At 65.3% G+C, this 17,259-nt stretch carries 18 protein-coding genes and 1 pseudogene; 7 read left to right on the forward strand and 12 right to left on the reverse strand.

Annotated elements, in window-relative coordinates; all coding sequences use genetic code 11:
* Positions 1-97 precede the first annotated feature (97 nt).
* Positions 98-1,441: an aminotransferase-like domain-containing protein gene (locus tag WFK61_RS24695; RefSeq protein ID WP_336814703.1), complete on the reverse strand. Its 1,344-nt coding sequence runs from the start codon at positions 1,439-1,441 to the stop codon at positions 98-100.
* Positions 1,442-1,616: 175 nt separating this feature from the next.
* Between WFK61_RS24695 and WFK61_RS24700 the strand changes: the two genes are divergently transcribed.
* Together WFK61_RS24700 and WFK61_RS24705 are read left to right on the forward strand one after the other, a co-directional pair.
* The gene (locus tag WFK61_RS24700; RefSeq protein ID WP_336814704.1) at positions 1,617-1,853 is read left to right on the forward strand and encodes a DUF1127 domain-containing protein; all 237 of its coding nucleotides are present in this window, start codon (positions 1,617-1,619) and stop codon (positions 1,851-1,853) included.
* 40 nt (positions 1,854-1,893) lie between these two features.
* Entirely contained in the window at positions 1,894-2,649 is a 756-nt protein-coding gene (locus WFK61_RS24705; RefSeq protein WP_336814720.1) for a sulfite exporter TauE/SafE family protein, read from the forward strand.
* A gap of 155 nt (positions 2,650-2,804) precedes the next feature.
* Here WFK61_RS24705 and WFK61_RS24710 read toward each other — a convergent pair whose 3' ends face one another.
* From WFK61_RS24710 to WFK61_RS24730, 6 genes and pseudogenes are all read right to left on the reverse strand, one after another.
* Complete coding sequence (locus WFK61_RS24710; RefSeq protein WP_336814705.1) at positions 2,805-3,227, reverse strand: organic hydroperoxide resistance protein; 423 nt, start codon at positions 3,225-3,227, stop codon at positions 2,805-2,807.
* A 121-nt stretch (positions 3,228-3,348) separates the two neighbouring features.
* Positions 3,349-4,305, reverse strand: coding sequence for a LysR family transcriptional regulator (locus WFK61_RS24715; protein WP_336814706.1), 957 nt, complete (start codon positions 4,303-4,305; stop codon positions 3,349-3,351).
* A 130-nt stretch (positions 4,306-4,435) separates the two neighbouring features.
* Positions 4,436-4,681 (reverse strand): hypothetical protein, encoded by a 246-nt coding sequence (locus tag WFK61_RS24720; protein ID WP_336814707.1) that lies wholly within the window; start codon positions 4,679-4,681, stop codon positions 4,436-4,438.
* 236 nt (positions 4,682-4,917) lie between these two features.
* A pseudogene (locus WFK61_RS26165) lies at positions 4,918-5,091 on the reverse strand (allantoinase PuuE); the annotation flags it as partial.
* A 174-nt stretch (positions 5,092-5,265) separates the two neighbouring features.
* Positions 5,266-5,490 carry a DUF4287 domain-containing protein gene (locus WFK61_RS24725; protein ID WP_336814708.1) on the reverse strand — a complete coding sequence of 75 codons (225 nt, stop codon included), beginning with the start codon at positions 5,488-5,490 and terminating at the stop codon, positions 5,266-5,268.
* Positions 5,480-5,887, reverse strand: a complete 408-nt coding sequence (locus WFK61_RS24730; RefSeq protein ID WP_336814709.1) for a DoxX family protein — start codon at positions 5,885-5,887, stop codon at positions 5,480-5,482. The genes WFK61_RS24725 and WFK61_RS24730 overlap by 11 nt, the downstream gene beginning before the upstream one ends.
* A gap of 186 nt (positions 5,888-6,073) precedes the next feature.
* On the opposite strand from WFK61_RS24730, the gene WFK61_RS24735 reads away from it, so the two are divergent.
* Positions 6,074-6,589 (forward strand): MarR family winged helix-turn-helix transcriptional regulator, encoded by a 516-nt coding sequence (locus WFK61_RS24735; RefSeq protein WP_336814710.1) that lies wholly within the window; start codon positions 6,074-6,076, stop codon positions 6,587-6,589.
* A gap of 200 nt (positions 6,590-6,789) precedes the next feature.
* On the opposite strand, the gene WFK61_RS24740 is transcribed toward WFK61_RS24735, so the two are convergent.
* Genes WFK61_RS24740 through WFK61_RS24750 form a run of 3 tightly spaced genes read right to left on the reverse strand, consistent with a single transcriptional unit; the run spans position 6,790 to position 9,748 of the window.
* Positions 6,790-8,301 (reverse strand): tripartite tricarboxylate transporter permease, encoded by a 1,512-nt coding sequence (locus tag WFK61_RS24740; RefSeq protein WP_336814711.1) that lies wholly within the window; start codon positions 8,299-8,301, stop codon positions 6,790-6,792.
* Positions 8,301-8,804: a tripartite tricarboxylate transporter TctB family protein gene (locus tag WFK61_RS24745; RefSeq protein WP_336814712.1), complete on the reverse strand. Its 504-nt coding sequence runs from the start codon at positions 8,802-8,804 to the stop codon at positions 8,301-8,303. The genes WFK61_RS24740 and WFK61_RS24745 overlap by 1 nt, the downstream gene beginning before the upstream one ends.
* Positions 8,801-9,748 carry a Bug family tripartite tricarboxylate transporter substrate binding protein gene (locus tag WFK61_RS24750; RefSeq protein ID WP_336814713.1) on the reverse strand — a complete coding sequence of 316 codons (948 nt, stop codon included), beginning with the start codon at positions 9,746-9,748 and terminating at the stop codon, positions 8,801-8,803. Before WFK61_RS24750 ends, WFK61_RS24745 begins: the two co-directional genes overlap by 4 nt.
* A 109-nt stretch (positions 9,749-9,857) precedes the next feature.
* On the opposite strand from WFK61_RS24750, the gene acnA reads away from it, so the two are divergent.
* From acnA to WFK61_RS24770, 4 genes are all read left to right on the forward strand, one after another.
* Complete coding sequence (acnA, locus tag WFK61_RS24755; RefSeq protein WP_336814714.1) at positions 9,858-12,545, forward strand: aconitate hydratase AcnA; 2,688 nt, start codon at positions 9,858-9,860, stop codon at positions 12,543-12,545.
* Between the two features lie 106 nt (positions 12,546-12,651).
* Positions 12,652-13,800, forward strand: a complete 1,149-nt coding sequence (locus tag WFK61_RS24760) for a 2-methylaconitate cis-trans isomerase PrpF family protein (RefSeq protein WP_336814715.1) — start codon at positions 12,652-12,654, stop codon at positions 13,798-13,800.
* A 22-nt stretch (positions 13,801-13,822) separates the two neighbouring features.
* Positions 13,823-14,707, forward strand: coding sequence for a GntR family transcriptional regulator (locus WFK61_RS24765; RefSeq protein WP_336814716.1), 885 nt, complete (start codon positions 13,823-13,825; stop codon positions 14,705-14,707).
* Between the two features lie 22 nt (positions 14,708-14,729).
* Positions 14,730-15,410 (forward strand): transporter substrate-binding domain-containing protein, encoded by a 681-nt coding sequence (locus WFK61_RS24770; RefSeq protein ID WP_336814717.1) that lies wholly within the window; start codon positions 14,730-14,732, stop codon positions 15,408-15,410.
* 88 nt (positions 15,411-15,498) lie between these two features.
* On the opposite strand, the gene WFK61_RS24775 is transcribed toward WFK61_RS24770, so the two are convergent.
* A complete protein-coding gene (locus WFK61_RS24775; protein WP_336814721.1) occupies positions 15,499-16,230 on the reverse strand; it encodes an amino acid ABC transporter ATP-binding protein in 732 nt (243 codons plus the stop codon).
* A 60-nt stretch (positions 16,231-16,290) separates the two neighbouring features.
* Positions 16,291-17,124, reverse strand: a complete 834-nt coding sequence (locus WFK61_RS24780; protein WP_336814718.1) for a transporter substrate-binding domain-containing protein — start codon at positions 17,122-17,124, stop codon at positions 16,291-16,293.
* Positions 17,125-17,259: the final 135 nt, after the last annotated feature.

A 17,259-nucleotide genomic window follows, 5' to 3' on the forward strand; every position in this document is an offset into this window, starting at 1 on the left:
CGACCTGTTCCCGCTCGGGGGTCTGCTGATGGTCGCGATCGATCTCGACGAGGTGGCGTCCTCCTGAGGCAAGTCCGTATCGATGGCGGCAGCCACCTCATTCGGTCGAATCGAAATCGTCCTCCCTGGCATGCAGCAGGGCGGCGAGGGTGTGCAGGCCGAGGTCGAGCTGCTCCATGCTCGGCGTCGCCAGCGCCAGCCTGACGGCGTTCGGCGCATGGCCCGGCGTCACCGCGAAGGTGCTCGAAGGGGTCAGCGCGATGTCGCGCCGCGCCGCGGCCGCGACGAAACTCTGCGAGCGCCAGTGCGCCGGCAGCGTCAGCCAGAGGTGATAGCAGTTCGGGTTGGCCTGGATCTCGAAACCGGCCAGGCGCTCGGCGGCAAGCGCCTGGCGCGCACGGGCATCGAGGCGCTTGAGCTTGGCGAGCTCGGCGATAGTGCCGTCGCTCATCATCCGTTGCGCCGCCGCGAAGGCGAAACCCGTCGCCGTCCAGCCGCCCGACCTCACCGAAGCCTTGACGTTTTCGCGCAGGCGCAACGGTGTGACGACGAAGCCCAGCGTCAGGCCCGGCGCGACCTTCTTTGAGAGACTGTCGATCACCAGACAGCTCTCCGGCGCGAGCGCCGCCAGAGGCGGTTCGTCTTCGAGGAAGCCGTAGACATTGTCCTCAATGATCGGCAGGCCGAGCACCTCGACGACTCGGAGCAAATCGGCCCGACGTGTTCGAGGCATCGTCATGCCCAGCGGGTTCTGCACTGCCGGCTGGACATAGAGCGCCGAGAGATGGGCCTCGCGATGCGCCCTCTCGACCGCGTCGGGCCGCATGCCGAGCTCGTCCATCGCCAGTGGCACCAGCGTAACGCCCAGCCGCGCTGCGATCCCTTTGATGAACGGATAAGTCAAAGTCTCGACGCCACAGCGACCACCGGCCGGCACGAGGGCGGCAAGCGCCGCGGCGACGGACTGGCGGCCATTGCCTGTGAAGACCAGTTGCTCGGGCATGGGCGACCAGCCCCCCTGTGACAGGAACGCGGCGCCGATGCTCCGGATCGCCGATGTGCCGACGCTGGTCGCCTGCCGCAAGGCGGCGTCGAGAGCCGCGCTCTCGTCCAGGCCGGTCAGGCTCCTGGCGATCAATGCGGCCTGCTTGGGCAGGATTGGATAGTTGAACTCGAGGTCGATCCTTGTGCCGGTCGGCTCGCCGGGCGCCGCGACGCCGCGCCGGCCCTCTCCCGAAACGAAGGTACCCCGGCCGACCTCGCCGACGACGAGGCCGCGACGCAGCAGCTCGGCATAGACCCGGCTCGCGGTCGATACCGCGATCTTGCGCTCATAGGCGAAGTTGCGCTGCGGCGGCAGGCGCTCGCCCGGCCTCAGCCTGCCTTCGGCGATATCGGCGGCGATCACATCGGCCAGCTTGAGATAATCGGATTTCGACATTTATTGCACCGAGTACAATGTTTTTATTGCTCCGAACAATGTACCGGATCATTTTGTCGACATCAACCCAGCCGCACCGGAAATCGCGAGGGTTACGACGGCGGGCGACGACCTCGCCGATGTGACGGGAGCGTGTTGCCGACGTCCACCCCGGTGCAACCCAACGGAGGCCGACATGTCCGCAGTCCTGCCGATCATCACCCGCCCCGTCAGCGCGAAGCGCTCCGAGGCATTGCTTCACCTGCCGGGCGCGCTGTACCGGGCGATCTCACGCTATTTCGTCAACCGCGCCGCCATCGCGGACCTGCGCGAGTTCGACGAGCACGCTTTGCACGACATCGGCATCGCCAGGAGCCAGATCGAGGCGGCCGTGCACGGCCTCGTCCCGCGGCCCGGCCGCAAGCCAATGTGATGCGAGGGCGCGAGAAGCCATCGCCTTGGGACGCATCGTCATGGACCTGACGCTCGCAACCGCCCTGGTCGCCTTTGCCGGCGTCTTCCTGATCAGCTTCATGAGGGGCGCCTTCGGCGGCGGCTTCGCCATCGTCGGCATCCCGCTGCTCTCGACCGTGATGGATCCCGTCACGACCGGCGGGCTGCTGGCCCCGCTGTTCATCGCGATGGACCTCTACGCGCTGCGCTACTGGCAGGCCTCGACCTGGTCGAAGCCCGATCTCGTCCTGCTGGTTCCGGCGCTGGTTATCGGCATCGGCTGCGGTTATCTGCTCTTCCGCATCCTCGACCATCGCGCCATCGCCATCGTCATGGCCGCGATCACGCTGGCCTTCGTCGGCCTCTGGTTCCTGCGGGGTGGAGAGGTGACGGTGCAGCCGCGTTCGAAGCCGAAGGCGCTCGCGGCGGGCTTCACCTCGGGCATCACCACCATGGTCGCGCATTCGGGCGGCCCGCCGCTGGCCATGTACCTGCTGCCGCTCGGCCTCAGCAAGGAGCTCTATGCCGGCACGACCAGCCTGTTCTTCACCGTGGGCAATGCCACCAAGCTGGTGCCCTGGCTGCTGCTGGTCCAGCCCGAGGCCCAAGTCTGGGCGCTGATGGCGATCTGCCTCCTCGCCATTCCGGCCGGCGTCTGGCTGGGCTGGCGGCTGCACGGCGCGCTGGACCAGCGCCAGGTCTATCGCGCTTGCTACGGCCTGCTGATCGTCACTGCGCTGAAGCTGTTCTGGGATGGCGTTTCGGGGTATCTGTGAGTGCGGACCGGTCTATCCTCCGAGCGCAGCGCTTCACCGTGATCCCGCCCCGCGAGCTGAACAGCCGGCCGTCATCCGGGCAGCACGGTGAAACCTTCCGCCCCCGAGCGTTCGAGAGCGGAAGGTTCAGGAAGCGCTGGAGGAGCTGCCCTGCCCTACGCTGCGACGGCGAGCGCCACGCGAGCCTCGATGCCGTTGCGGGTCATCTTCGAATAAGGGCAGGTCGCGTGGGCGCGATCGACCAGCCGCTGCGCGACATCCTCGGCGAGGCCGGGAATGCTGACGTTCAGGCGGGCGCTCAGGAAGTAGCCGTCCACCTCGTCGAGCCCGAGATCGACCTCGGCATCGACGGCGGTCTCGGGCGGGAGCCTGACACCCTGCTCGCGCGCGGCATGGGCCAGGGCGCCTTCGAAACAGGCGGACCAGCCGGCGGCGAAGAGCTGCTCGGGACTGGTGCCCGGGCGGTTCGAGCCGGGGACCGACAGCTTGACGTCGAGCTGATCGTCGGAGCTCTTGGCCCAGCCCTCGCGGCCGCCGACTGTGTGGACATGGGCAGTGAAGAGAGTCTTGGCAGGCATGTTCCGTCTCCTGTTGGAGTTTTCGGGATGCCCGATAGCTAGGGGAGGTGCCGGCCCGCCAGCAGCCGGCAAAAGCGGTAGCCAGCCTCTCATGCCACGATATGAAGAGGCGCGGCCGATCTCACGCCGAGCCCGCCGATGGCGGCTTCGCGCCCTGCGGATCTTCCCCCGGCAAGGGAGCGACGAGTTCCTTCAGCGCGCGCCGCAATCGCGGCACCATCCAGTCGATGAACACCCGCACCTTGAGCGGCAGAAGGCCTTGACGCGCATAGATCAGGTGCACCGGGAACGACTGACTCTCATAGGCCTCGAACAGGGGGATCAGTGCGCCCGATCGCAGGTCCCTGGCCACCTGATAGCGCGGAGCCCGGATGATGCCGGCTCCGCGCAAGGCGGCGGCTAAGGCGGCGGTGGCGGTGTTCGCGCGGATTCGGACATCCGGCTGCGCCTCCAGCCTGCCGCCGTCCTCATGGTAGACCCAGCCCGGCTGGGTGATCTGCCCGAAAACCACGCCGTCATGGCCGGAGAGTTCCTCCGGCCGCGTCGGGACGCCCTTGCGCGCCAGATAGTCCGGACTGGCGCAGGTCACGAAGCCGAACTCGCCGATCTTGACCGCGTGAAGCGAACTGTCCGCGAGCGCGCCCAGCCGAATGCCGATATCGACATGCTCGTCGACAAGGTTCACGGCCCGGTCAAGGCAGAGCACGTTCAGCCTGATCTCGGGATGCTCGCACAGGAAATCATAAACGAGCGGCAGGATGTGGTCGTGACCGAACGAGATCGGTACCGTGACCGTCAGGACGCCCCGCGGCGTTTCGTATTCGCCCGAGGCCCGCAGCTCGGCATCCACGAGCTGCGCCATGATCTGGCGGGCAGCGTCGACATAGTCGCGCCCCGCATCGGTCAACTGGATATTGCGGCTCGTGCGCACCAGAAGCTGGGTGCCGAGATGGCGCTCAAGTTCCGCGACCTTGCGGCTGACGCTCGGCAGCGGCGCGTTCAGCTTGCGGCTGCCGGCCGACAAACTGCCGGCATCGACCACCGCCAGCAAAACCTGCATCGCATCGAAACGGTCCATGTGAGCCTGACACCTGTTGCACCGTGGTGATCGTCAGGATGCCAAGCGGCACCGGCCACGCAAAGCGTCTCGATATGACGGCCCTATTGCATTGGTCCGATTCCGCTTCAATGCAAGGCTCGCCGAGGGCTCAAGCGCCAGGAGCAACCACGTCGCCCCGGATGATCCCGATCACGGTTGCGGCGGTGCGATCGAAATGGCTGCGCCCGTCGGCGAGCCGCGCCGTCGGGCTGATATAGCTCTGCGAGCCGACATAGGTTGCCGGGTCGAGCGGATATGCCGTGATCTTCCCAGCTTCCAGAGCGCGATTCCAGGGGCTGCGCCGCCACAGCCGCCTGCATTGGACGAAGAGCGCGATACCGTCGAGTTTCAACACGGCTCGGATTATCCGGACTTGATCTTCCCTGATGCGAGGCTAACCCGCATAGGGCTCGAATGTCACATGCGTCACGCCAACCGGACTGACAGTGGCGGTCTCAGGGACCGCCGCCTTCATGGCCGGCTCGCAGGTGTCCTGGAGTGTCGCAGCGCCCATCGAAAAAGCCGCAAACCAGCAGCGAGACCTGCCGATCCCTCACGGCCGAGGAGCGGGCAGAAGCCTCACGCCCGGGATAGCGGCGGGTGGCATGCTCGCCAGTGCCGCGCGATCTCCTCCCGCTTCGCAAGCCAAACCGATGGCTTGCTCATGACATAGTCGAGGAAGCGCACTAGGCCCGTACAACGGCCGGGCCGCCCCGACAGCCTGCCATGCAGGCCGATGCTCATCATCTTTGGCTGGCCCGCCTGCGCAAGGCCACTGACCAGGCCACTTTAGGCTGTGTGGATTTTGACTTGGTCGACATGACGGTCGCCGCGATGCTTGCGATGGCGAGGCAGTCCCTGGCCATCTTCTTGAAACGGGTTCCGCCTTATCGAATTCTGCACCGCCACAGCCTGGTGTATCATTCAGAATCTCGCAACCTAGGCCCTTGCCGCTGTTGGCGGAACAGCGAGCACATACGCCACGATGGCATTGGCGTGTCCGTGACCCATGCCGTGATCGTTCTTCAGCATCGCGACCAGTTCCATATGCTTCGCCGGAAGCCGCTGGCGCACCAACTCCTGCCACTCCCCGATGGGACGCCCGTACTTTTTCTCGATCGAGAGGAAGTAGGAGGCCGGCCCCTTGACGACGTCATCGACCATGATTGCCGCCCTCGCTGTTTCCAGAGGCATTTGACGATACGCGTGCGCCGCCTCCAACGGGGAACAGCGCTCTGAGATCGGCGCTCCGGAGCCAGAGTCCGCCCCACAGGAGCAGGCCCAGATAGAGCCCGAACAGGCTGTGACTGAAGAGCGGGCTGTCCACCCTGACCTGCGTCGCGATCGCGCCGCCAAGAAGCCCGGTGGTGACGACCGCACCAAGCACGCTGGTCCGGGGGATTGCATACAAAACGACGCAAGCCAATTCGATCAGGCCGATCAACAGCGTATGGCGCGGATCCCAGCCGAGCGATCGGAGGGTTTCCGTCGCCACCGCCGCACCGGCGAGCTTTGGGGCCACGGAAGCGGCCAGGAGAAACAGGATGACGAGTGCGGACATCGCCCACCCCGTCATGACGAGTTTGGGGCTGATGCCCGCCCCTCCAGGCCCTTGTGTTCCGGATACGGCATGTCCCCGCGACGCGAGCATTTGCATAACCATCTCTTTTTCTGGCTTTTGTCCGCAGCCCGATATATCTTGATGTCGAGATAATAACTGCATTTATCTTGCCGTCAAGAGAATTTCATGGATCACGTATCGTCCCGCATCGCGCAATGGCAACGGGAGCTGCCCGACGTGGATACGGCAGGAATGGCCATCCTCGGGCGCATGCGATGGATCACCCTGCAGGCCCGGCCGGATATTGAAGCCGTGTTCGCCCGGCACGGCCTCGATACCGGCGAGTTCGATGTCCTTTCGACGCTGCTGAGAGCGGGACCGCCCTATCGGCTGCGACCGACGGAGCTGTTTCGCGCGCTGATGATCTCCTCCGGCGGGCTGACCGCCAGATTGGATCGGCTCACTAGCCGCGGCCTGATCGCACGGGCGGAAGCGAGCAGCGACAAGCGCAGCTTGCCGGTCGAACTGACCGCGCAGGGGCGTGCGCTGGTCGAGGCGGCCTTTCGGGAGGACATGCTCGTCGAGCGGAAACTGATCTCCGGATTATCGGATACCGACAGAGGCCAGCTCGCCGGGCTGCTTGAGCAGCTTGCCTTGCTCGTTGGGCAAGCCACGGACGAGCAATCCAGAATCGAACCCTGACGGATAAGCCTGTTGATCGATATCCCTCCGGCGGGACCACGATCATGCGCAACCAAGCGAATACTCGTCAGACGGCGGGGTTGGCTCCCATGGTTCGATCAGGCCTTCGCCGAAGCTCTGAATTTCGTCTCCTGTTCGCTTTCCCCTGCGACGGGCGCGGTGCATTTCGCTCCTGCCTGATCTTGAGGTCGGCTGTTTCGTTAGGCCGCGGTCACGGTCGGCGTTTCGCTGCGCCGGGTCTGAACGAAACGGATCAGCGGGATCAGCAGCAGCAGCGCCGCTACGATCAGGAGCCCGGCGGCTATCGGTGAAGACACCAGCGTCAGCGGATCCCCCTGGCCGATGGCGAGCGCGCGCCGAAGCTGCAGTTCGGCCATCGGACCCAGAATGAGACCGATCAGTGCCGGCGCAATCGGCACCGAGCAGCAGCGGAACCCGTAGCCGATCACACCGAGGACGCCGAGGGCGAGCAACTCGACCCAGGATTGGGAAATGCCCCAGACGCCGACCAGCGAGAAGATCAGGATGCCCGCGTAGAGATGCGGCTTCGGGATCGCCAGCAGCTTCACCCAGATCCGGGCCATCGGCAGGTTGAGGACGAGCAGCATCAGATTGCCGATATAGAGCGACGCGATCACGCCCCAGACCAGCTCCGGGTTGCTGGTGAACAATGTGGGCCCGGGCTGGAGGCCATAGTTCTGGAAGGCAGCCAGCATCACCGCGGCCGTCGCCGATGTCGGCAGGCCGAGCGTGAGCAGGGGAACCATGACGCCGGCGACGGCCGCATTGTTGGCGGCCTCCGGGCCGGCAACACCCTCGATCGCGCCGTGGCCGAATTCTTCGGGATTCTTCGAGAGGCGTCGTTCGAGCGTGTAGGACAGCAGCGTGGGAATCTCCGATCCGCCGGCCGGCATGACCCCGATCGGGAAGCCGAGCGCAGCTCCCCGGAGCCAGGGCTTCCACGATCTCCGCCAATCCTCGCGCGACATCGCGATCGGCCCGTTGACCTCGATGACCTTCTGCGGCTCGCGGCTGAGCCTGCTGGCGACGAACAGGATCTCGCCCACCGCGAACATCGCGACCAGGACGATGGTGATGCCGATGCCATCGGACAGCTCCGGCACGCCGAAGGTGAGGCGCGGCAGGCCTGCCTGATAGTCGGTTCCCATGACCGCGAGGGCGAGGCCGAAGAAGAGAGAAACCAGTCCGCGCAGGATCGAAGTGCCGAGCACGACCGAGACGGAGGTGAAGGCCAGGACCGCGAGCGCGAAATATTCGGCGGGGCCGAAGACGAAGGCGATTTCCGAAATCGTCGGAGCGGCGACCGTGAGAAGCGCGGTGCCGATCGTTCCCGCGACGAAGGAGCCGATGGCCGCAGTCGCGAGCGCCGCCGCGCCGCGGCCGTTCTTGGCCATCTTGTTTCCTTCGAGCGCCGTGATCATCGAGCCGGATTCGCCGGGCGTGTTGATCAGGATCGAGGTGGTCGAACCGCCATACATGGCGCCGTAGAAGACGCCGGCGAAGATGATGAAGGCCGCCGTCGGCGACATCGTCACGGTGACGGGCAGGAGCAAGGTGATGGTGAGCGCCGGCCCGATCCCGGGCAGGACGCCGATCGCGGTTCCGAGCGCGCAGCCGGTCAGCGCCCAGAGCAGGTTCATCGGCTGCAGCGCGACCGCGAAGCCGTGCATCAAGGCGTCGAGAACGGACATCAGAAGCCTCCGGGCGGGAAGAAGCCGCCAAGCTGGACACCGAGCTTCGTGAAGGCGAACCAGGTGATCGAGGCGATGGCGAAGCCGATCAGGACGTCGGCGAGCGGCTTCCCCGAGCCGTAGGCGCGGGTGATGAAGGCGTAGGCCACCGCGCCGCCGAGCGGAAAACCGACCTGGCCGATCAGGCCGATCGGCAGGAAGACGCCGGCCGCGGCCGTCAGGAAGCCGATCCACGACATCGGCCGGCCGATATCGGCGCCCTCGGTCTCCTCGGGCTCGAAGATGGCCCCGCGCAGGACCTGATAGCCCAGCGCGAGACCCAGGGCGGTGAGGACAAGGCCGATCGCGAGGACGAAGAAGCCGGGGCCGATCCCGGCATAGGCCTGTGTCAGCGGCAGGTCCGTGGCCTCGTGAAGCAGGACGGCTCCGAGGATCAGGACGCCGACCGGCAGACCCCAGCGCGACAATCGTCGCGCCGGGAAGGACTTGACCGCCGCGGTCATTTGGCGACCCCGAGTTCCTCCAGGATCGGCCTGATCCGCGCGTTCTCGCTGGCGATGAAGGCCGAGAAGTCCTCGCCGCCGAGATAGGCGCTCTGGAGGCCGGACTTGTCGAGCTCGGCCTTCCATTCGGCATTCTCGGTCGCTTTTGCGAAGCGCTCGACCCAGGCCTTGCGAGCCGCCGCCGACATGCCGGGGGCGCCGACGATCCCGCGCCAGTTGCCCATGACGATGTCGACCCCGCTTTCCTTCAAGGTCGGGGCGTCGATCCCGGGAAGGCGCTTGTCCGAGGTGACGGCGATGATCCGAACGCGCCCGGCATCGGCCAGGCCCTTGAGCTCCGACGCACCGGAGACGAGGACGGCGATCTTGCCGCCGGCGAGCTGCGTGACCGCTTCGGCGCCGCCGCCATAGGCGATGTAGTTCAGTCGTTGCAGCGGGAGGCCGGCATTCTTCGCGATCATGCCGGCGATGATGTGGTCGACGCCGCCGGCCGAACCGCCGCCGAACGCCACGGCGCCGGGATTGGCCTTCAAAGCCTCGGTCAGGTCCTTGACGGTCTTGATCGGGGAATTCGCGGGCACCGCGAGCCCGTTATACTCGAAGGTCAGGCGCGCGACCGGCGTGGTCTCGGCGATCTGCGGCGAGCCCTTCGTCGCCATGATCGAACCGAGCAGGATCACGCCCATCCCCATCAGGGCGTTGTCCTGTCCTTTGCCGGTGCGAATGAACTCGCCGAGACCGAGCGTTCCGCCTGCGCCGGGCTTGTTGGTGAAAACCGCCCCGTCTTTGAACTGCCCGCTCTTGTCGAGCATGGTCATCGCGAGGCGCGTGGTCGTGTCGTACCCGCCGCCGGCCCCCGCCGGCACCATCACCTTGGCTGGCTCGGCCAGTGCCATTCCCGAGAAACCGACCGCCATTGCGATCGAAAGCATCGTCCTGCGCATTTTCGCATCCTCCCTGTCGGATGGTGAGTGATTGTATTTTGGATATCCGTAGCTATTGCTTTTTGGATATGCAAGATATAATCATTAAGCCAGTTCACGGAGGAACACCATGTTGGAAAGAGCCAGGCTGGCCGCGTTGGGACCTGAGGTCGGCCGGGCGCGCTACGTGCCGATCGCTCGCTATCCCGGCATCGAACGGTTGCCGTTTTCCTTGCGGATCGTGCTCGAGAACCTGCTGAGGCAGCAGTTCTTCGAGGGCGTGGAAAACGACGCACAGATCGAGGCTGTCCTGCAGCGCGACGTCGGAGCCGCGCTGACTTTCAAGCCGACCCGCATCTACGGCCAGGACATCCTGGCGAAAGTGATGCTGGTCGATATGGCGGGGCTACGCGATGCTCTCGCGGCCGCTGGGAAGGATCCGAGGGTCGTCAACCCCGCGGTGCCCGTGGACATCGTCATCGACCATTCGCTGCAGGTCGATTTCTTCGGCACGCGTGACGCGCCCCGCCTCAACCTGGAGATGGAATATCGCCGCAATGCCGAGCGGTTCGCCTTCCTGCGCTGGTGCTCGGAAAGCTTCGATGGCGTGCGCGTGGTGCCGCCGGGCAAGGGCATCATGCACCAGATCCATATCGAGAAGATCGGGCAGGTCGTCTGGCGCGAGGAACTGAAGGGCATGCAAGTGGCATCGCCCGATACCTGCGTCGGGACGGATAGCCATACGCCGATGATCAACGGCCTCGGCATCCTGGGATGGGGCGTCGGCGGGATCGAGGCGGAGGCCGTGATGCTCGGCAAGGGCGTCGCGATGGCGCTACCACGCGTCATCGGCGTCGAGGTCAAGGGCCGGCTGCGCGAAGGCGTGATGCCGACCGATCTGGTGCTGACCATCACCGAGCGTCTGCGCAAGGTCGGCGTCGTCGGCGAGTTCGTCGAGTTCTTCGGGCCCGGGTTGCAGCAGCTCTCGGTGGCCGACCGCGGAACCATCGCCAACATGGCGCCGGAATACGGAGCCACCGCCGTCTATTTTCCGATCGATCAGCGCTCGATCGACTTTCTGGACATGACCGCCAGGCCGGCTGAGCAGATCGCGCTCATCGAGGCCTATGCCCGCGCCCAGAAGCTGTGGCGGGACGAGAATACCCCTGCGCCGGCTTTCGATCTCGTGGTCGAGATCGATCTGGCCGATATCCGCCCGTCCATGGCGGGCCCGAAGAACCCCGAGGATCGCTTCGACCTCGCTGATGCGGCGAAGGCTTTCGTGGGGCATAGCCGGGCGATCGCCGGGCGCGAGCCTGCAGCCGAGAGCCATCCGGTCGCAGGGACCGATTTCGCGCTCAGGGACGGCGACGTCGCGATCGCGGCGATCACGAGCTGCACCAACACCTCCAACCCCGTGGGAATGATCGCGGCCGGCCTGGTCGCCCGCAACGCCGCGCGCCTCGGCTTGAAGTCGAAGCCCTGGGTGAAGACCTCGCTGGCGCCCGGCAGCCATGTGGTGGCCGAAGTGCTGGAGCGTTGCGGCCTGCAGCGAGATCTCGACGCGCTGGGCTTTCAGGTCGTCGGCTTCGGCTGCACGACCTGCAACGGCGGTTCAGGGCCACTTCCTCAACCCATCGCCGATGCGATCGAGACCAACGGCGTCGTCGCGACCGCCGTGCTCTCGGGCAACCGCAACTTCCAGGGGCGCATCCATCCCAATGTCCGCGCGGCCTATCTCGCCTCGCCGGCGCTGGTCGTCGCCTATGCCATCGCCGGCTCGATGACGGTCGACATCGCCCGCGAGCCGGTCGGTATCTCGGCAGAGGGCAAGCCGGTCTTCCTCGCCGACATCTGGCCTTCATTCGCCGAGATCGATGCCCTGGTCGCAACCGCCTACACGCCCGAGGTCTTCGCCGAGAAATACGCCGACCTCTTCGATGGCGGCGAACCCTGGGCGCAGCTTTCGACCAAGCCCTCCGCGCTGTTCAGCTGGCAGCCCGGCAGTACCTATGTCCGCCAGCCGCCCTATTTCGAGGCCCTTTCGCCGGAGCCTTCACGGTCGTTCGACATCCGCGCTGCCCGGCCGCTGGTCATCCTCGGCGACTCGATCACCACCGACGACATCTCGCCGTCCGGCGCGATCAGCCTCGGCACGCCCTCGGCCGACCTGCTCCTGTCCTATGGGGTCAAGAAAGCCGACTTCAACAACTACACCACTCGCCGCGCCAATCACGAGGTCGCCGTCCGCGCCACCTTCGCGAATATCCGCCTGCGCAACCGCATCGTCCCCGGCGTCGAGGGCGGCTTCACCAGGGTGATGCCCGAAGGCGAGCAGATGCGCATCTTCGAGGCCGCGCAGACCTATATGGAGCGCGATACGCCGCTCGTCGTCATCGCCGGCAAGAACTATGGCTGCGGCTCGTCGCGTGACTGGGCGGCGAAGGGCGTCGCGTTGCTCGGCGTCAAAGCCGTGATCGCGGAGGGTTTCGAGCGCATCCACCGGACCAATCTGGTCGGCATGGGCGTGCTGCCGCTGCAATTCGCGGAGGGGACGGTTGTGGAAGCTCTCGACCTAGACGGCAGCGAAACCTACGACATCGCCGGCCTCGACCGCGATTTCGCCGTCCGCGACCGCGTGACCTGCCGGGTGACCCGCAGCAGCGGCGAAACGCTCGACATTCCCCTGATCATTCGTCTCGATACGCCCGAGGACATCGCCTATTGGCGCCATGGCGGCATCCTGCCCTTCGTCTGGCGAGATTATATGGGCGCTAGAGCAGGATGCGAAAAAGTGGGAATCGGTTTTTCGCATTGATCCTGCTCTAACTCTTTGATGAGAGACGGATTCAGATCTCAGATGGAGCCGCTTTGCGGTTCCATCTGAGATCATCCGGCTCTAACGCACCGATCGCGAGGACAGCATGAGCCAGAACTTCATCCCCGCCGTCTTCTACCGCGGCGGCACGAGCAAGGGCGTGTTCTTCAACGCGAGGGCTCTGCCTAACGATCGCGACACCCTCAGCAGGATGTTCGTCGCCGCGCTGGGGAGTCCCGACCCCTATGGACGCCAGCTCGACGGCATGGGCGGCGGCGTCTCCTCGCTGTCCAAGGCCGTCATCATCGGGCCGCCGACCCATCCCGACGCCGATGTCGACTACACCTTCATCCAGATCGCGGTCGACCAGCCGGTCGCCGACTGGAGCAACAATTGCGGCAATCTCTCCTCCGCCGTCGGCCATTTCGCCGTGGACGAGGGGCTCGTCCCGGCGAAGGACGGCGAGGTGCTGGTCCGCATCCACCAGACGAATACGCGCAAGCTGATCCATTCGCGTTTCCAGGTGAAGGACGGCAAGGCCGAGACACAAGGTGACTATGTCATCGCGGGTGTCGCGACGCCCGGTTCGCGCATCCGGCTCGACTTCCTCGACCCGGACGGCGCCGTCACCGGCAAGCTGCTGCCGAGCGGGAACGTCGTCGATACGATCGACCTTGGCGGGGACGGCCGCTTCGAGGTCTCGATCGTCGATGCCACCTCGCTCATCGTCTATGTCGCGGCCACGGCCTTCGGCCTGACGGGAGCGGAAACACCGGACGAGATCGAGGCCAGCCCCGGCGTCATGGACAAGCTGGAAGCCCTTCGTCGCAGCGCCGGAGTACTGCTCGGACTCGGGACAACCCCGGAAGCGGTCGGCCTCCAGACACCTCGCATCGCGATGGTCGCGGCACCTGTCACGTTCAAGGCGCTGGACGGGGAAACCTTCGCGCCCGACCAATATGACATCGCGACGCGCATGATTTCGATGCAACGCGCGCACAAGGCCATTCCCGGCACGGGCGGCCTCAATCTCGGCGTGGCGACGCAGATCGCCGGCACAATCCCGAACCGCCTTTCGAAGCCCGCCAACGCCGCCGGTGAAGTGCGCGTCGCGAATCCGTCCGGGCTGGTTTCCGTCGGCGCCGTCGTGCATCAGAATGAGGGCAGGTGGACGGCTGACAGTGCCGTCCTGTTCCGGACGGCGAGGCGCTTGATGCAGGGCGAGGTAGCCATTCCGGCATCGAACGGAAGCTAGGATGTCACAACAGCCGACCGCGTTGCAGCTCAAGCTGGCCAATCAGATCTTGTCGCATGCGCGGTCATCAGGCTGGCAGGACGGCCATCACCTCACCGAGGACTCGTTGCAGCCCATGCTGGGGGCTTCCCGGACGCCCATCCGCGCCGCAATGGCTTATCTGGCTTCGGCCGGCGTTCTTGAGCGCCGGCCGAACAAGGGCTTTTTCCTGAAGGACCTCTCCGTCCGGAAGGAGCCGTCCGAGGGCGAGGCGCCAGCCGGCGAGGACGAGTCGGCCACCTATCTCGCGATCGCGATGGATCGCCTAAATCACAGGCTTCCGGACGTGGTGAGCGAGAATGAGCTCATCCGCCGATATGATCTTTCCCGCGCACGGCTGCGCCACATCCTGGCGAGGATGGCGTCGGAAGGCTGGGTCGAGCGCCGGCAAGGGCGTGGGTGGGAATTCCAGCCGCTGATCGACACCCTCGACGCCTATCGCGAGAACTATCGTTTTCGCCAGATGATGGAGCCGACGGCGATGCGATCTCCCGAATTCGCGCCCGACATGGTCCGGCTGCGCTCGCTGCGCGACCAGCAGACCTTCGTCTTCGAAGAGGGCTATGAGCGGCTTGGTCAGATCGAGCTTTTCGAGATCAACTCGTCCTTCCACGAGGGCATCGCGGCGATGTCCGGAAACCGCTTCTTCGTGCAGACGTTGGCGCGCCTCAATCAGTTGCGGCGGCTCATGGAATATGGCCGCCCGCTCGATCGCGAGCGCGCCCGCCGCGTCTGCCTCGAACACCTTGGTATCATCGAGTTGCTGATGGCCGGGGACAAGGTGGGAGCGGCCGATCGGATGCAGCTGCATCTGACCGATGCTGCGCTCGAGAAAGCTCCGATGATGAGCGGCTTGCAATCTTCGTAACGTTCGACGAGCGGATATGGGCATGTTGACGGAAAACGGCAGGCTGCGGGCCGCCATCAATCTGGGCAATCCGGTTCTTGCGCAGCGAAACCCAGACGGAACGCTGACCGGAGTCACCGTGGCGCTCGCGCGGGCTTTGGCTGAACAACAAGGCCTGACGCTCGACCTCGTTGCCTTCGAGGGCGCGGGCAAGGTCGTCGACGCGGCGGCGGACGACATCTGGGACGTGGCATTCCTCGCCATCGATCCAAAGCGCGCCGCCGAGATTGCCTTCACCGTGCCGTACCTCACGATCGAAGGCGTGTTCGTGGTTGCCGCATCGTCGCCGTTTCGCAGCGTTCAGGACATCGACCAGCACGGTGTACGGGTTTCCGTCGGGCGCGGAGCTGCCTACGATCTGCACCTTACGCGGACCCTTGAGCATGCCGAACTCGTGCGTGTCCCGACCTCGGCCGAAGCCCTGCCTCACTTTCTCTCGCAAGGGCTGGAGGCAGGGGCCGGAATCCGCCAGCCGGCTGAAGAATTCGTCGCTCGGAATCCCGGCGCGCGCCTGATCGAGGAGCCATTCATGGAGATCAGGCAAGCGATGGCGGTTCCCATCGCCAAGGCCGGCACTCTTCCGACCGTACAGAGCTTTATCGAGAGCGCGATATCGTCTGGATTTGTGACTGACGAAATGTCGAAAGCCGGCGGCATCGCCTAACCGTCGCCGGTGCGTGTTGCAAAGCGCGAAGGGGCTCAGCGTCAGGCAGCAAGAACACGCATCGTTCGTGGGCCATCTCAGCAGCGCTTCAGTGCTTGCTGAGGATTTCGCCGAGGAATTTTCGGGTGCGATCGTGGCGCGGGTTGTGGAAGAACTCCTCGGGCGGAGCCTCCTCGACGATGGTGCCGGAGGCCATGAAGATGACGCGGTTCGCCACCTGCCGGGCGAAGCCCATCTCATGGGTGACGCAGATCATCGTCATGCCCTCCTCGGCGAGGCCGATCATGGTGTCGAGGACCTCCTTGACCATCTCGGGGTCGAGCGCCGAGGTCGGCTCGTCGAAGAGCATGACCTTGGGCTTCATGCAGAGCGCCCGCGCGATCGCGACGCGCTGCTGCTGGCCGCCCGAGAGCTGCGACGGGTATTTCCCGGCCTGTTCGAGGATCTTCACGCGGCCGAGCAATTGGCGGGCGGTGGCCTCGGCCTCCACCTTGCTGGCCCCGAGCGAGCGCATCGGCGCCAGCATGCAGTTCTCCAGCACGGTCATATGCGGGAACAGGTTGAAATGCTGGAAGACCATGCCGACCTCGCGGCGGACCGCGTCGATCGTCTTCGCATCATCGCCGAGCCTGGTGCCGCCGACCCTGATCTCGCCCTTCTGGTAATTCTCCAGATGGTTGATGCAGCGGATCAATGTCGATTTGCCCGAGCCTGAAGGCCCGCAAAGCACGATGCGCTCGCCTTTGCGGACCGACAGATTGATGTCGGTCAGGGCCTGGAACTCGCCATACCATTTCTCGACATGCGTCATGGCGATCATGGCCTCTGTCGGGGTGAATGAAACATCGGCCATGATCGGAACCTTCCGTGAAACCTGCGCTCAGCTCGCGACGAAGGAGATCTCGGGCACGCTGTCCGGGAAGCTCGGCATCGGGTTGCTCATCCATTTCGGATAGATGCGGGCGAGCTCGCCGTTGGCCCTGATCTTGTCGATGAAGCCGTTCACGAAGGCATTGATCTCCTTCTCGCCGAGGCGGGTGCAGGCGCCGTTATAGAGCTTGGTGAATTCGAGCTTGTTCTCGAACACATCGGGGCGGGTCTCGCTGAGGCGGGGGATGTAGAAGATGTTGCCGCCGACCGCCTGGACCTGCCCGGACAGCAGCGCCTGGATCGTCGGAGCATCGCCGTCATAGCGGCGGATCGTCGTGCCGGGCGGTGCGGTGCGCGTCACATCCGTGTCCTGAACGCTGCCGCGGGCAACGCCGATCGTGTACTTGCCCATGTCGGCATGGGTCTTGATCTCCAGCGTCTTGGGCGCGACGAGCGTGATGATGTTGGCGGCGTAGGGCTTCGAGAACTGCACGACCTTGGCACGCTCGGGCAGCATCGCCATCGTCGCGAAGAGCAGGTCGACACGCCCGGAGGTCAGGGCCGGAATGCGGTTGGCAACGGTGAGTTGAACATATTCGATCGGCACGCCAAGCTCCCTGGCGAAGAGCTCGGACATGTCGGCATCCAGCCCCTCCTGCTTGCCGGCCGAGTTGACGAAGCCCCATGGCGGATTGTCGCCCTGAATGCCGATGATGACCTTGCCGCGGGCCTTGATCTCGGACGGCGTCACGGCAGCGGCCGGCCGGGTCATCAGCATCGGCGAGGCGAGCATGGCGGCTCCCCCTGCAAGAAGGCCCCGGCGGGTGGTCCTGGACTTCATCATATTTCTCTCCCTCTTCGTGTTTGGTGGTTGGTTCAGGCGGTGAACGGGGTGGTCAGCGCGCGGCGATGGCCATGCGGCGTTCCAGATGCGAGCCGTAGAGCGAGAGCGGCCAGCACAGCAGGAAGTAGAGGATGC

The sequence above is a fragment of the Allobosea sp. MMO-172 genome (assembly GCF_037147855.1).
GTDB lineage: Bacteria > Pseudomonadota > Alphaproteobacteria > Rhizobiales > Beijerinckiaceae > Allobosea.

Excerpts from the sequence above, each read along its gene's own strand:
- WFK61_RS24695 (WP_336814703.1), bottom strand. The coding sequence starts at position 1,441 with ATGTCGAAATCCGATTATCTCAAGCTGGCCGATGTGATCGCCGCCGAT.
- WFK61_RS24700 (WP_336814704.1), top strand. The coding sequence starts at position 1,617 with ATGTCCGCAGTCCTGCCGATCATCACCCGCCCCGTCAGCGCGAAGCGC.
- WFK61_RS24705 (WP_336814720.1), top strand. The coding sequence starts at position 1,894 with ATGGACCTGACGCTCGCAACCGCCCTGGTCGCCTTTGCCGGCGTCTTC.
- WFK61_RS24710 (WP_336814705.1), bottom strand. The coding sequence starts at position 3,227 with ATGCCTGCCAAGACTCTCTTCACTGCCCATGTCCACACAGTCGGCGGC.
- WFK61_RS24715 (WP_336814706.1), bottom strand. The coding sequence starts at position 4,305 with ATGGACCGTTTCGATGCGATGCAGGTTTTGCTGGCGGTGGTCGATGCC.
- WFK61_RS24725 (WP_336814708.1), bottom strand. The coding sequence starts at position 5,490 with ATGGTCGATGACGTCGTCAAGGGGCCGGCCTCCTACTTCCTCTCGATC.
- WFK61_RS24730 (WP_336814709.1), bottom strand. The coding sequence starts at position 5,887 with ATGTCCGCACTCGTCATCCTGTTTCTCCTGGCCGCTTCCGTGGCCCCA.
- WFK61_RS24735 (WP_336814710.1), top strand. The coding sequence starts at position 6,074 with ATGGATCACGTATCGTCCCGCATCGCGCAATGGCAACGGGAGCTGCCC.
- WFK61_RS24740 (WP_336814711.1), bottom strand. The coding sequence starts at position 8,301 with ATGTCCGTTCTCGACGCCTTGATGCACGGCTTCGCGGTCGCGCTGCAG.
- WFK61_RS24745 (WP_336814712.1), bottom strand. The coding sequence starts at position 8,804 with ATGACCGCGGCGGTCAAGTCCTTCCCGGCGCGACGATTGTCGCGCTGG.
- WFK61_RS24750 (WP_336814713.1), bottom strand. The coding sequence starts at position 9,748 with ATGCGCAGGACGATGCTTTCGATCGCAATGGCGGTCGGTTTCTCGGGA.
- acnA (WP_336814714.1), top strand. The coding sequence starts at position 9,858 with ATGTTGGAAAGAGCCAGGCTGGCCGCGTTGGGACCTGAGGTCGGCCGG.
- WFK61_RS24760 (WP_336814715.1), top strand. The coding sequence starts at position 12,652 with ATGAGCCAGAACTTCATCCCCGCCGTCTTCTACCGCGGCGGCACGAGC.
- WFK61_RS24770 (WP_336814717.1), top strand. The coding sequence starts at position 14,730 with ATGTTGACGGAAAACGGCAGGCTGCGGGCCGCCATCAATCTGGGCAAT.
- WFK61_RS24775 (WP_336814721.1), bottom strand. The coding sequence starts at position 16,230 with ATGATCGCCATGACGCATGTCGAGAAATGGTATGGCGAGTTCCAGGCC.
- WFK61_RS24780 (WP_336814718.1), bottom strand. The coding sequence starts at position 17,124 with ATGATGAAGTCCAGGACCACCCGCCGGGGCCTTCTTGCAGGGGGAGCC.